The 13,151-nt window shown below is 67.3% G+C and carries 13 protein-coding genes; 3 read left to right on the plus strand and 10 right to left on the minus strand.

Annotated features, from left to right (window positions below; genetic code table 11):
* Positions 1-468: 468 nt before the first annotated feature.
* The 3 genes from ASD42_RS06560 to ASD42_RS06570 form a co-directional block, all read right to left on the minus strand.
* Positions 469-2,745 carry a polyribonucleotide nucleotidyltransferase gene (locus tag ASD42_RS06560; RefSeq protein ID WP_056811491.1) on the minus strand — a complete coding sequence of 759 codons (2,277 nt, stop codon included), beginning with the start codon at positions 2,743-2,745 and terminating at the stop codon, positions 469-471.
* A gap of 399 nt (positions 2,746-3,144) precedes the next feature.
* Positions 3,145-3,414 (minus strand): 30S ribosomal protein S15, encoded by a 270-nt coding sequence (gene rpsO, locus ASD42_RS06565; RefSeq protein WP_056811493.1) that lies wholly within the window; start codon positions 3,412-3,414, stop codon positions 3,145-3,147.
* 127 nt (positions 3,415-3,541) lie between these two features.
* Complete coding sequence (locus ASD42_RS06570; RefSeq protein WP_056811495.1) at positions 3,542-4,510, minus strand: bifunctional riboflavin kinase/FAD synthetase; 969 nt, start codon at positions 4,508-4,510, stop codon at positions 3,542-3,544.
* 101 nt (positions 4,511-4,611) lie between these two features.
* Between ASD42_RS06570 and ASD42_RS06575 the strand changes: the two genes are divergently transcribed.
* Positions 4,612-5,373, plus strand: coding sequence for a metal-dependent transcriptional regulator (locus ASD42_RS06575; RefSeq protein ID WP_235569328.1), 762 nt, complete (start codon positions 4,612-4,614; stop codon positions 5,371-5,373).
* Positions 5,374-5,392: 19 nt separating this feature from the next.
* Here ASD42_RS06575 and ASD42_RS06580 read toward each other — a convergent pair whose 3' ends face one another.
* From ASD42_RS06580 to ASD42_RS06590, 3 genes are all read right to left on the minus strand, one after another.
* On the minus strand, positions 5,393-6,235 hold the full coding sequence (locus ASD42_RS06580; protein ID WP_056811498.1) for a hypothetical protein: 843 nt from the start codon (positions 6,233-6,235) through the stop codon (positions 5,393-5,395).
* Positions 6,236-6,350: 115 nt separating this feature from the next.
* Positions 6,351-6,773: an EF-hand domain-containing protein gene (locus tag ASD42_RS33665; protein ID WP_056811502.1), complete on the minus strand. Its 423-nt coding sequence runs from the start codon at positions 6,771-6,773 to the stop codon at positions 6,351-6,353.
* Between the two features lie 93 nt (positions 6,774-6,866).
* Positions 6,867-7,982 carry a helix-turn-helix domain-containing protein gene (locus tag ASD42_RS06590; RefSeq protein ID WP_056815626.1) on the minus strand — a complete coding sequence of 372 codons (1,116 nt, stop codon included), beginning with the start codon at positions 7,980-7,982 and terminating at the stop codon, positions 6,867-6,869.
* A 159-nt stretch (positions 7,983-8,141) separates the two neighbouring features.
* Here ASD42_RS06590 and ASD42_RS06595 point away from each other — a divergent pair, with 159 nt between their 5' ends.
* Positions 8,142-9,602, plus strand: coding sequence for an FAD/NAD(P)-binding protein (locus ASD42_RS06595; protein ID WP_056811505.1), 1,461 nt, complete (start codon positions 8,142-8,144; stop codon positions 9,600-9,602).
* 92 nt (positions 9,603-9,694) lie between these two features.
* On the opposite strand, the gene truB is transcribed toward ASD42_RS06595, so the two are convergent.
* The 4 genes from truB to ASD42_RS06615 all read right to left on the minus strand — a co-directional run bounded on the left by truB (position 9,695) and on the right by ASD42_RS06615 (position 12,751).
* The gene (gene truB, locus ASD42_RS06600) at positions 9,695-10,627 is read right to left on the minus strand and encodes a tRNA pseudouridine(55) synthase TruB (RefSeq protein WP_056811508.1); all 933 of its coding nucleotides are present in this window, start codon (positions 10,625-10,627) and stop codon (positions 9,695-9,697) included.
* A complete protein-coding gene (gene npt, locus ASD42_RS06605) occupies positions 10,627-11,298 on the minus strand; it encodes a 4'-phosphopantetheinyl transferase Npt (protein ID WP_056811511.1) in 672 nt (223 codons plus the stop codon). Before npt ends, truB begins: the two co-directional genes overlap by 1 nt.
* Positions 11,299-11,449: 151 nt before the next feature.
* A complete protein-coding gene (locus ASD42_RS06610; protein WP_131816633.1) occupies positions 11,450-12,406 on the minus strand; it encodes a metallophosphoesterase family protein in 957 nt (318 codons plus the stop codon).
* Positions 12,407-12,448: 42 nt separating this feature from the next.
* A complete protein-coding gene (locus ASD42_RS06615) occupies positions 12,449-12,751 on the minus strand; it encodes an ArsR/SmtB family transcription factor (RefSeq protein WP_056811517.1) in 303 nt (100 codons plus the stop codon).
* 90 nt (positions 12,752-12,841) lie between these two features.
* Between ASD42_RS06615 and ASD42_RS06620 the strand changes: the two genes are divergently transcribed.
* The gene (locus ASD42_RS06620; RefSeq protein WP_056811520.1) at positions 12,842-13,150 is read left to right on the plus strand and encodes a putative quinol monooxygenase; all 309 of its coding nucleotides are present in this window, start codon (positions 12,842-12,844) and stop codon (positions 13,148-13,150) included.
* Position 13,151 lies beyond the last annotated feature (1 nt).

Raw genomic sequence — 13,151 nt, forward strand, 5'->3', positions numbered from 1 at the left:
GCCCGAAATCCACCCACTCACACCGGATTCAGTGCGATCGGCTATGACACGATCGCGGCAATCCGGCTCGCCGCCACGCAACCAGCAATGACTCGGTTATCTCCCGACCTCCATCGTCGACCCCGACACCTGAACCACGCGTCCGAACACGAGCAGAAGCGTATTCGTTTCAGTAATAAACCGGACCGGATTCAGTCAAAATCACGCCTGGGAGACTCACTTTTCGACGCTGAGAACGGTCCAGCGATCCGACCGCGTACGCCGAGCCGACAGCGGTCGGACGCGCTGCTCGATGAGCGGCATCATGGCTGTCGACACAGGTTCTTACTGTGTCCAGACACACTAGGCGAGGCAACGTTGCATCACCGTTGCATCTTCGTGATCCAGATCACGAGCACGATGCGGCGCCCGGAAACGACAAAACCCCCGCCGTACAACGGCGGGGGTTTCGGTCAGACGGTGCGACGCTTACTCGGCGTCGACGGTCTCCTCGACAGCGGCCGGCTCGGCGGCCGCGGCAGCCTCGTCCTCGACCGGGACGAGCGAGATCTTGCCGCGGTTGTCGATATCGGCGATCTCCACGCGCAGCTTGTCGCCGACGTTGACCACGTCTTCGACCTTGGCCACGCGCTTGCCGTTGCCCAGCTTGGAGATGTGCACCAGACCGTCGCGGCCCGGCAGGAGCGACACGAACGCACCGAAGGCGGTGGTCTTGACGACCGTGCCGAGGAAGCGCTCGCCGACCTTGGGCAGCTGCGGGTTGGCGATGGCGTTGATCATGTCGATCGCGGCCTGGGCCGACGGCCCATCGGTCGCACCGACGAACACGGTGCCGTCATCTTCGATGGAGATGTTGGCGCCGGTTTCCTCGGTGATCTGGTTGATCATCTTGCCCTTGGGCCCGATGACCTCGCCGATCTTGTCGACCGGGATCTTGATGGCGGTCACGCGCGGGGCGTAGGGGCTCATCTCGTCGGGGTCGGTGATGGCCTCGGCCATCACGTCCAGGATGGTGGTGCGGGCGTCGTGGGCCTGGTTCAGCGCACCGGCCAGCACCTGCGAGGGGATGCCGTCGAGCTTGGTGTCGAGCTGCAGGGCGGTGACGAAGTCACGGGTACCGGCAACCTTGAAGTCCATGTCGCCGAAGGCATCCTCGGCGCCGAGGATGTCGGTGAGCGCGACGTAGCGGACCTCGTCCTCACCCTTGTCGTTGGTGATGGTGTCGGAGACCAGGCCCATGGCGATACCCGCGACCGGCGCCTTCAGCGGCACACCGGCGTTGAGCAGCGACAGGGTCGAGGCACAGACCGAGCCCATCGAGGTGGAGCCGTTGGAGCTCAGCGCCTCCGAGACCTGACGGATGGCGTAGGGGAACTCCTCCTGCGAGGGCAGCACCGGCATCAGCGCACGCTCGGCGAGCGCGCCGTGGCCGATCTCGCGACGCTTCGGCGAACCGACGCGACCGGTCTCGCCGGTGGAGAACGGCGGGAAGTTGTAGTGGTGCATGTAGCGCTTGGAGGTCTCCGGGCCGAGCGAGTCGACCTGCTGCGCCATCTTCACCATGTCCAGCGTGGTGACACCCATGATCTGGGTCTCGCCGCGCTCGAACAGCGCCGAACCGTGGGCGCGCGGGATCACGTCGACCTCGGCGGAGAGCTGACGGATGTCCGCCAGGCCACGGCCGTCGATGCGGAAACCGTCGGTGAGGATGCGCTGACGCACCAGCTTCTTGGTGACCGAGCGGAACGCGGCACCCAGTTCCTTCTCGCGACCGGTGAAGTCCTCGCCCAGACGCGAGAGGACCTCGGCCTTGATCTCGTCGATGCGGGCCTCGCGGGCCTGCTTGTCGGCGATGCTCAGCGCCTGGTTCAGCTCGACCTTCGAGGTGCCCTCGACAGCCTCGAACACGTCGGGGCCGTACGGCGGGAAGAGTGGGAACTCCTGGGTCGGCTTGGCAGCCAGCGCAGCCAGGTCGGCCTGGGCGCGGACCAGGCGCGCGATGAACGGCTTGGCGGCTTCCAGACCCTGGGCGACCACGGCCTCGGTCGGCGCCTGCGCACCGTCTTCGATCAGCGCGATGACCTTGTCGGTGGCCTCGGCCTCGACCATCATGATGGCGACGTCGCCGGTGTCGGTGACGCGACCCGCGACGACCATGTCGAACACGGCGCCTTCGAGCTCCTCGACGGTCGGGAACGCGACCCACTGCTCACCGATGAGGGCGACGCGGACGCCACCGATCGGGCCGGAGAACGGGATGCCCGAGAGCTGAGTCGACGCCGAAGCGGCGTTGATGGCCACCACGTCGTACAGGTCCTTGGGGTCAAGGCTCAGCACCGTGACGACGACCTGGATCTCGTTACGCAGACCGTCGATGAAGGTCGGGCGCAGCGGCCGGTCGATCAGGCGGCAGGTCAGGATCGCGTCGGTGGAGGGGCGGCCCTCGCGACGGAAGAACGAGCCGGGGATGCGACCCGCGGCGTACATGCGCTCTTCGACGTCGACCGTCAGCGGAAAGAAGTCGAACTGGTCCTTGGGGTACTTGCCGGCGGTGGTCGCCGACAGCAGCATGGTCTCGTCGTCCAGGTAGGCGGCGACGGAGCCGGCGGCCTGCTTGGCCAGACGGCCGGTCTCGAAGCGGATGGTGCGGGTGCCGAAGCTACCGTTGTCGATCAGCGCGACCGACTCGAAAACACCGGGCTCGACCTCGACCGCAGTCGAAGTACGTTCAGTTGTCTGCGTCATATTTTCTTCTCTCGACCTCTCGTCTCGCTGGTCGCGCTGCCGTTTCCATGCGTACTTTTCCCATGGTGGGCGCGAACCCAGCTGTCGTCAGCCGTACCGGACACGGACACGTGGAAACCCTCCTGGCTGCCACGCGCAGCACCCGGCCGTATCCCCTTGGAAGCGGCGACGCGGAGGCGGTCATCGATCGAAGCCCGACGGCGGCGAGAAAAAACGCCTGCCGAAAGGCCACTACCGAAGACCGACGCCACGCGGACGGATGCACACGGCTGTCACATGTTGTAATGCAGTCGGGAACCCGATGGTCCCCGAACACACGAATAGCCAACGAGAAGAAGTGTACTTCTTCCCGTTGGCCAGGTGTCGACCGCCTCGACGAGGAGGCGTGTCCGATTCAGATCAGCGACGCAGACCCAAGCGCTCGATGAGCGAGCGGTAGCGGTTGATGTCGTTGGCCTGCAGGTACTTCGACAGGCGACGACGACGACCGATCAGGGCCAGCAGGCCGTGACGGGTGTGGTGATCGTGCTTGTGCTGCTTCAGGTGCTCGGTCAGGTCCGAGATCCGCTTCGACAGCAGCGCGATCTGCGCCTCCGGCGAGCCGGTGTCGGTGGGGTGCAGGCCGTACTCGGCGAGAATTGCCGACTTCTGCTCAGTGGTCAGCGCCATGTGGCTCGACTCCTATTTTTCAGTTCCGCGCTCGAAGGTCCGGTTACCCGGGATGGGCGCCACCGCGGACCGCAGCAAACCCGAGGAGCCACTTTACTCGACCCTTGACGAGAAGTTGAAACCGGGATCAAGCGTCGGCGGCGGTGAGGACTTTGCGCGCTTCCTCGACATCGCGGCCCATGGCCTCGACCAGATCGTCGATGGAGTCGAATTTGCGCATCCCGCGCAGTTGTTCGACGAAATCGACACCGACGTGCTGGCCGTAGAGGTCGGCCTCGCCGTCGAGGACGAACGCTTCGACAGTCCGCGCGCGGCCCGAGAACGTGGGGTTGGTGCCCACCGAGATCGCCGCCATCGCACGCTCGCCCGGTGCGGCGCCACCGATGGTCGGGCCCGACCCGAGCACGGTGAACCAGCCCGCGTAGACCCCGTCGGCGGGGATCGCGGCATGCATCGGCGGGGCGACGTTGGCGGTCGGGAACCCGAGCCCGCGGCCACGACCGTCGCCGTGCACGACGACGCCCTCGACGCGATGCGGGCGTCCGAGCGCCTCGGCCGCCGCGCCCATATCGCCCGCGTCGACGCAGGCACGAATATAGGTGGAGGAGAAAGTGACGGCGTGTTCGCCGAGCAGGGTCACCCCGTCGACCTCGAAACCGAACCGCTCACCGAGTTCGCGCATCGTGTCGACGGTGCCCGCGGCCTTCTTGCCGAAGGTGAAGTTGTCGCCGACCACGACCTCGGTGACGTGCAACCGTTCGACCAGCAGATCGTGCACGTACTCGGACGGAGTGAGTTTCATGAAGTCCTGGGTGAACGGCATCACGCAGAACACATCGATCCCGAGCTCGGCAGCCAACTCCGCGCGGCGGGGCAGCGTGGTCAGCTGTGCGGGATGCGAACCGGGTCGCACAACCTCCATCGGGTGCGGATCGAAGGTCATCAGAACCGAGGGAACGCCACGCTTGCCCGCCGCGGCGACCGCGCGGCTGATCAGCTGCGCGTGCCCCCGATGTACCCCGTCGAACACGCCGATCGTGAGAACGCAACGCCCCCAGTCCGCGGGCACGTCGTCGAGACTTCGCCATCTCTGCACAGAGCGAAGCCTACGCAAAGCGGTGCCCGAACAGAATTCCGGTGTGACCGGATCACCGATACACGGCGTGCCGGTTCGCCGATGTGTTATTCGGGGCAGGGATGCCTAACATTGGTGATGTGCCAGCTAAACGAGATGTCGCGACCCGGAGCGCGCTGACGCAGCCCGCCGAGCAGGCCGAACTCGCCGCCACGATCGCGCCCGACCTCTCGGCGGTGGCACAGGACTATCTGAAGGTCATCTGGACCGCCCAGGAGTGGTCGCAGGAGAAGGTGTCGACCAAGCTGCTCGCCGAGCGAATCGGCGTGTCTGCCTCGACGGTGTCGGAGGCGGTGCGCAAGCTCACCGATCAGGGCCTGGTCGAGCACGCCCGCTACGGCGCGATCACCCTGACCGAGCACGGCCGGCGCGCCGCTGTCGCGATGGTGCGCCGACACCGGCTGATCGAGACCTTCCTGGTGAACGAACTCGGCTACGGCTGGGACGAGGTACACGACGAGGCCGAAGTACTCGAACACGCCGTCTCGGACCTGCTCATGTCCCGCATCGACGCGAAACTCGGCCACCCCGACCGCGACCCCCACGGCGACCCCATCCCCTCCACCGACGGCGCCGTACCCACTCCCCCCGCCCGTCAACTCAGCGACTTCGCCACGGGTGAATCCGGCCGGGTGGCCCGTATCTCCGACTCCGACCCCGCCATGCTGCGCTATTTCGACTCCGTCGGCATCGCCCTCGACACCACCATCGAAGTAGCAGAACGGCGCGATTTCGCCGGCACCATCGCCGTGCGCATCGCCTCGTCCGAGACTCCCACCGAGCTGGGAACCCTTGCCGCCGAAGCGATCTGGCTCACCGCCTGATCTGTCGAGGCGCGCCGGATCAGCAGTTGAAATAGGTGCGCAGGCGAGCCGGTACGCCGTCGGCCGTGGCGGTGGTCCAGCAGGTGTCGTGGGGGAACCTGACATAGGTGGTCCAGGTTCCCGACGCGCGGGTGATGAGGCGCTGGTTGTCGCCGGGGGTATCCCAGCGGATGACACCCCACTGTCCGTCGCAGTCGGGAATGGTGGCGGCGGGTCCCGGATCGACGCCGAGTTCGGATTCGATGGTGGATTCGGCGCAGACGGGGGCGGGTTCTACCGAGGTGTCCTGGAAGCGCAGTTCGCCGGTGGCCGTGCCGCCCGGGGTGACCAGGAACAGCGTGTGCATGCCTTCGGGAACCGGGTTCGTTCCCGACGGCGCGGTCATCCCGAAGTAATAGCAACCGATCTCGGTGGTGAACGCCGCCCGGCCTTGTTCGTCGGTGACACCGTCGCGGCGCACTGCTTCCACCGTCTCACCGAGGGGGATGTCGTTGTTCGACGGATCACACGGCTGCTGCAGCGAAAGGTGCACCGGCACACCGGGAACGGGGACTCCGGACAGGGTCACGGTGCGCAGGACGACGGTGCCGGTCGCGGCCGCTGGCGGCGTGGCGGTCATCGCCGGAGCGGTGGGCGCGCCCACCGACTTCGATGGGCCACCCTCTCCGGCCGTAGGCGCGGGCCCGCCGGGGATCACGGCGGGAGCGGCGCTGGGAGTGGCGATCGGTATCGACGCGGTGACCGTGGTCGTCGAGCGCGCCGAGGTCGACCCCGGCCCCTGCGGATCACCGCTCCCACACGCCGTGAGCAACACCGTCACACCGGCGAGAACACCGATCCAGGTCTTCCCGATCGCAGTCATGGTCTGCCCCTCCGCCGCGAAAGCTATTCATCCTCGCTATCGCCGGTATCGGACCGGACGTTAGCGACACGTCCAGTGCCGCTGACAGCCGATGCCACCGACTGGCCCGGCATGGTCAGCGCGACAGGAAATCCAGGAGCACGCGGAATTCGGTGAGCGAGAGGTATCCGTCGCCGTCCTGGTCGGCGGCCGCGAGCAGGTCGGCGGCCGGTTCGTCGATGTGGCCCGCGCCGACGTGGCGAATCAGCGATTCCAGCTCGGTGACCGAGATCCGGCCGTCGCCGTTGATGTCGAAGACCCGGAACGCCGCGTCGGCGTCGGTGACCTCGATGCGCCCCGCGACGACGGCGGCATCGAATTCGGCACGGGAGACGAGGAAATCGCCGTTGGTGTCCGCGGCGGCGACCATGCGTTCGATGGCTTCCCGGTCGACTTCGATTCCCGCGGAACGGATTCCGTCGGCGATATCATCCACCGACACCAGCCCGTCACCGTCGCGATCCCATAGCGTGAACGTGTCGACCGGCTCTGCACTCATCTCACGAATCCCTCTTCCGCGGCCACCACCGGCCGGTCACGCCACTCTACGGATTCCTGGGAGTGGGTGCGGCGCACAACGAGTGGGCGACTCTCAGCTCGCCTGGCCGTCGAGCACGCGCAGGGTGACCGATTCGGCCGCCGGTTGCCGGTATTCGGTGAACAGGGCCGCGACGAGTTCACCGCGACTGGTGACGCCTGTCTTGTCGAAGACGGACTTCACGTGGTCGCGCACCGTGTGGACCGATACCAGCAGGTGCCGGGCGATGGCGGCGGTGGACAGTCCCGCCGCGACGAGTTCGGTGACTTCGAGTTCGCGGCGGGTCAGTTCATAGGCCGCGGCCACGAGTGCGGCCACCTCCGCCGGCGTCGCGTGTTCGATCACCAGCGCTGTCGTAGTCGGTTCGCCGTGCGCATCGCGCAGACACGAGGCGTGGCAGACGAGCCACTGCCCGGTCAGTGTGCGAATACGAATGCGGGCACTGTCGCCGGTGAGACGCGCGCGCCCCGCCGTGCTGAGAATCCAGACGGGCAGCGGTAATTCGAGGCCGGAGTCGGTGGTCGTGGACGGGCCGGGCGGCATCTGCGCGAGCAGCTCACGGGCTTCGTCGTTCACCGAGAGCAGGGCGCCGTCGGCGCCGAACAGCAGCAGGCCGGGCGCGTGGACGCCGTCCGAGCCCGTGGTCGCCGGTCGCGCGAAGCCGCGCAAGCGCCGTGCCATCGGGGCCGATAACGCTTGCAGCACCGCGATATCGGCGGAGGCGAAAGCCTGCCTTCCTCGATCCCGGAACAAGCTCACCTGTCCCCAGCCCTGGCCGTCCACGCGCAGCACAGCCCGCAATTCGTCGCCGAATCCGCGGGGTCGCAGAAAACTTCGATACAGCGGGCTCAGCGTCGGCCGGTCGCCGGTGACCGCGCGCAAACCGGCCACCGGCACCTGTGCTACCGCCAGATCGCGGAACAGGTTGACGTGCTCAGCGAAAATCTCTGACTCCCAGTAGGTTCCGCAGCCGCCCTCGTGCAGGTTCTCCACCCGCACCGGCGCGGTGGTCAGCCCGTTGACCGGATCGGTGGCTACCCACACCGCGGCGTCGAACCCCACGGATCGGCGCAATCGGGTGGACGTCCGCTCGAACAACTCGTGCGCATCCGGCGCCGCGGCGATCCCGCTGAGCAGAGCGGACAGGGAAGGCGAAGCCGCGGCGGTCATGTGCCCATTGTCGTCGCGTTCAGTGCTCGCCGACCATCCCGCAAACGTGGGATTTCGCAGCGACTCCGGCGCGACCACGCTGATCACCGAGCGGGCACGACGTCGTGCCCGCCATCGAATGAGAGTGCGCGGCAACGCCCTCCGACGACAGGAGTCGATATGCGAATCGGGATCATCGGTGCGGGAGTGGCCGCGGTCGGGTTGCTCGACGCGCTCGCGCGTGCGGAAGGGACACCGGGCACGATCACCGTGTTCGAAGGGTCCGCGGCGCTGTGGCGTGGACGGGCCTATCAGCGCGATGTGCCCGCGGTGCGCGTGAACGCCCCACCTGCGTTGATGTCCGCGCGGGCGAGCGATCGTGGGCACTTCCAGGACTGGCTCGCACAGCGACCGGACGTGGTGCGCTTCCTCGACCCCGGGTTGGGGCAGCCGATCGTGCCGCGCGCGCTCTACGGCGAGTACCTGGAACAGTCGGCACGAGCGTCGATCGACCGGTTGCGTCGCGACGGATGGCAGGTCAGCGTGGTGAACGACCGGGTCACCGACGTCGCGGCGGAACAGCCGGTGGTACTACGCACCGAGGGCGGCGTGCTGTATCCGGTGGACCGCGTGGTGCTCTGCGTCGGCAGCGGCCGTCCCCGCGACCAGTACGGACTGACCGGCTCACCCGGTTACCTCGACGAGCCGTATCCGCTGGCGCGCACGCTCACCGAGGTGGATCCCGAGGCTCACGTCGCGGTGATCGGCAGCGGCCTGACCGCCGTCGACATCACGGCGGCGTTGACCGAGAACGGCCATCGAGGTCCGATCACGCTCCTCTCGCGCAGCGGGATCCTGCCGTTCGTCCAGCAACGTCCACGACCATTGGCGCCGCGACACCTCACCCCGGCCGCCGCACTGGACCTGGCCGCGGGCGGCCCGGTCGAGTTCACCGCGGTGGTCGCGCTGCTGCGTGCCGAATTGGCTGACCTGGGTGAGGATTTCGACGAGTTCGCCGCCGAGATCCGCGCGACCGGTGCCGAGGACCCGGTGCTTCGCCTGCGCCGTCAGCTCGCCGATATCGACTCCGCCCTGCTGGGCCGACGCCTGCTCACGATGGCGATTCGCACGATAGGCCCGATCCTGTGGCCTGCCATGACCGACGCCGACCGGAGGATGCTGCGTACCGATCACTACCGCACGATCAGCAGCCTCAGCTCACCGATGGTCCCGCACAACGCGGAAATCCTGCTGTGCCTGCTGGACTCGGGTCAGGTCCGATTGCGCACCGGACTCACCGCGATCGCGGCGGACAACATCGGGTTCACGATGACGGACGAGTCCGTGTGGACGGCCGACATCGTGATCAACGCCGTGAACCCACCCGCTTATGTCACCCCGCAGGACACCGAGGCACTGATGGCCCGCCTACTCGGCAGCGGCACCGCTGAATTCGCGCCCACGGGTGGTCTCCGCGCGGAACCACGTACCCGTGCGCTGCATGCCGGCACCTGGCACGTCCTCGGCAACCTGGCGGCGGATTCGATGTTCATCGCCACCAACCCGCCCGGCCTCGCCGCCGAAGCGGCACTGCTGGCCGAGCACCTGACGAAGGAATCCGGCCTACCCGTGGGCATCTGACTCGGCGGGCGGGTTCGACAGCCCGGACACCGATCTCGCCGGTGGCCGGACAGTGAGCATCGCCCGTCGAAGCATCGACCGACAACCGTTCGTCAGTCGCCGATTCCTCTGGGGCGCACCACCATCACCGATCCCGCGCGTTTGCCGCTCTCCTCCAGGAGCGCGATGGCCCTGCCCCGTGGGTCGATGGCGGCGTAGACGCCCTTGATGCCGACAGGTTCGAGCCAGCGGCCGGTGCGCAGGTCGGTGGCCTGCGATTCGTCGATGTCGCGGAGCGGGAAGGCGGTACGGACGGCGGCGTCGATGTCGAGGCTGAGCAGGGGCTGCTCGGCGTCGGCGGCGGTCGCGAGTTCTTCGAGGGTGCGGGCGTGTTCGAGGGTGAAAGGGCCGACTCTGGTGCGGCGCAAGGCGGTCAGGTGACCGCCCACACCGAGGGCCGCGCCGAGGTCGCGGGCCAGGGCGCGGATGTAGGTGCCGGAGGTGCATTCGACCGTGACGTCGAGATCCACGAATTCACCGTCGGCCACGTCGCGCCGGGCCAGAATGTCGAAGCGCGACACCGTGACCGGGCGCGCGGCCAGTTGCACCTCTTCGCCCGCGCGCACGCGCGCGTAGGCCCGTTCACCGTCGACCTTGATGGCGCTCACCGTGGCGGGGACCTGCTCGATGTCCCCGGTCAGCGCCGCGACACCGGCCGCGATCTCGTCGTCGGTGACGTGCAGTGCCGGAGTGGTCTCGGTGACCTCACCCTCGGCGTCGTCGGTGTTCGTAGCCTGGCCGAGCCGGATCGTCGCGGTGTAGGCCTTGGTGGTGAGGAGCAGTTGGCCCAGCAGTTTCGTAGCCCGCTCCACCCCGAGCACCAGCACGCCGGTGGCCATCGGGTCGAGGGTGCCCGCGTGGCCGACCTTCCTGGTCTGCAACAGTTTTCGACTGCGCGCCACGACATCGTGGCTGGTGAGCCCGCTGTCCTTGTCGACGATCACGAGACCGCCGAGCTCGCCCACCCGCGACACCCGTGCTGCCATCAGCCGTGCGCGATCGCGGTCAGGATCAGCCCGTCGGCGATCAACCAGTTGCCGTCGAACTCGGTCAGCGCGGCGCCGCCGTCGTTCGTCAACCCGGGCACGAGCAGCTTCGTGTGGAAGGTACCCGAGCCCGCATCGTCTGTGCGGGAGTCGATCTCGAAGGTGATGTGCGCGTCCTCGAAACCGAGCCAGCGCAGCGTCAGCGGGAACCACGCCTTGTAGGTGGCCTCTTTGGCACAGAACAGCAGCCGATCCAGGTGCAGGCCCTCGCCCGGCGTGTCCGACAGCCACTCGCGTTCGGCGGGCAGACTGACCGAATCGAGCACGCCGTCGGGCAGGGTGTCGTGCGGTTCGGCGTCGATGCCGACCGAACGGAAACGTAGTGAATGCGCCGTCGCCGCGGCCCGGTAGCCGTCGCAATGGGTGAGACTGCCGACGATGCCGCGCGGGAACAGCGGCATTCCGCGTTCGCCCTTGCCGATCGCGACAGGCTGCTCACCGAGCTGCTCGAGGGCCAGGCGCGCACAGTGCCGGGCGCCGATGAAATCCCGGCGACGCTTCTCCACGGATTTGGCGATGAGGTGCTCTTCGGCGGGATGCGCCTTCAAGTCCTCCGGAAACACCAGCAGCTCCGCCGAAGCCACACTCCTCGGCAAAATCCTCTCCAGCATGTCCGCCTCTCCGCGTATTCAGGCCAGACTCAGGTGCTGGGTAGGGCAGCGTTGGCGTCTGACGGTACCGGGGTGGCGGGTTTTGCTCGTACCCGGTGAGTTACCGATGTTGTTACGAAATCAGGTGTTGAGTTCTCGTGCAAATTTGCTGTCAGATGCCTCGTCTGCGCTCTGCCTTTTCGCGCATTTCCGCTGCCGCGGCCTCCATCTCCGGGGTCACCGTGAAGTGGCCGCCCCAGGAGTTCAGGTCACCGTCGGCGTAGACCGGTTCGGGCAGGATCTGGCGCAGCAGCGGTTCCGGCATGCCCCGGCGTTTCCATTCGCGCGGGTAGCCGAGGGAGACCTCTTCGAAGCGGACGCCGTCGTAGTAGGTGGTGCGCGGGATGTGGAGGTGGCCGTAGACCGAGCAGACCACGTTGTAGCTGGTGTGCCAGTCGGCGGTCAGGTCGGTGCCGCACCACAGCGAGAACTCCGGGTAGAACAGGATGTCGGTGGGCTGGCGGACCAGGGGGAAGTGGTTGATCATCACCAGCGGGGTTTCCGCGGGCAGCGCGTCGAGGCGGCGCTGGGTGTACTGGACACGGGCGTGGCACCAGGCATCGCGGGTGAGGTACGGGTCGGGGGTCAGCAGGAACTCGTCGGTGGCGACGACATTGCGTTCGCGCGCCAGCGCCAATCCCTCCGCCTTGGTATTCGTGCCCGCCGGTCGCCACGAGTAGTCGTAGAGCAGGAACATCGGCGCCAGGGTGACCCGGCCGCCGTACTTCTCGGCGCCCGAGCCCGTCCACACCGGGAACGGGTCCTCCGGGGTGACCACATCGAGGTCACGACACATCGCGACGAGATAGTCGTAGCGAGCGGCGCCGTGCATCTGCACCGGATCCTTCGGCGTGGTCCACAGCTCGTGGTTGCCCGGCACCCAGATCACCTTGGCGAAGCGGCCGCGCAACAACTCCAGCGCCCACCGCACCTCCTCGGCCTTCTCCCCCACATCACCGGCGACGATCAGCCAGTCCTCGGGCGAATCGGGAACGATCTGCTCCACCACAGGCTTGTTGCCCTGATGCCCCACATGCACATCGCTGACCGCCATCAACTTCGGAATCACCTGTCCACAGTGGCACACTCCGGGCCGGCGGCACCGGCGGGTTCACCCCTGCGCGTCGGAGGCCTCGGCGACGAGCAGCTCGAGCAGCCCGGGAAACCGCGCGTCGAGATCGGCCCGCCGCAGGACGACGGTGCTGCGATTGCCGTAATTCACCTGTCGAACCAGCCCCGCCTCGCGCAGCACCCGGAAGTGGTGGGTGCGGGTCGCCTTCGTCACCGGCAAGTCGAACGACGAGCAGCTGCGGTCCCCGTCCGCGGGATCCAGCGCGAGCAGGGTGATCACGCGACGCCGCAGCGGATCGGCCAGCGCGCCGAGTACCGCTCCCAGCTCGAGCTTCTCGTCCACCCATCCACCTCCACATAGGTACGACTTGCGTCATACCTAACCGCCGCCTACCGTCCTCAGGTACGTACAACATCGTACCTAAGGAGCATCATGGAGGGCACCTACGCCCTGGTGGGATTCGCCCACCCGAAGCCCGAACGCCGCGACGACCTGAGCGAACTATTGCTCTCGTTCGTCGAACCGACCCGTGCCGAAGAGGGCTGCCTCGAATACCACTTCCACGTCGACAGCGACGACCCGTCGGTCTTCGTCTTCTACGAGGTCTGGCGCAGCAAAGCCGACCTCGACCGGCACCTGGCCCTGCCCCACATGCAGGACTTCTGGAACTCCCGCCTGGACTACCTGGCCCGCGATCTGGACATCCGCTGGATCGACATGCTCAGCCCCTACCCGCGCTGAG

The sequence above is a fragment of the Nocardia sp. Root136 genome (assembly GCF_001427185.1).
GTDB classification, from domain to species: Bacteria; Actinomycetota; Actinomycetes; order Mycobacteriales; family Mycobacteriaceae; genus Nocardia; species Nocardia salmonicida.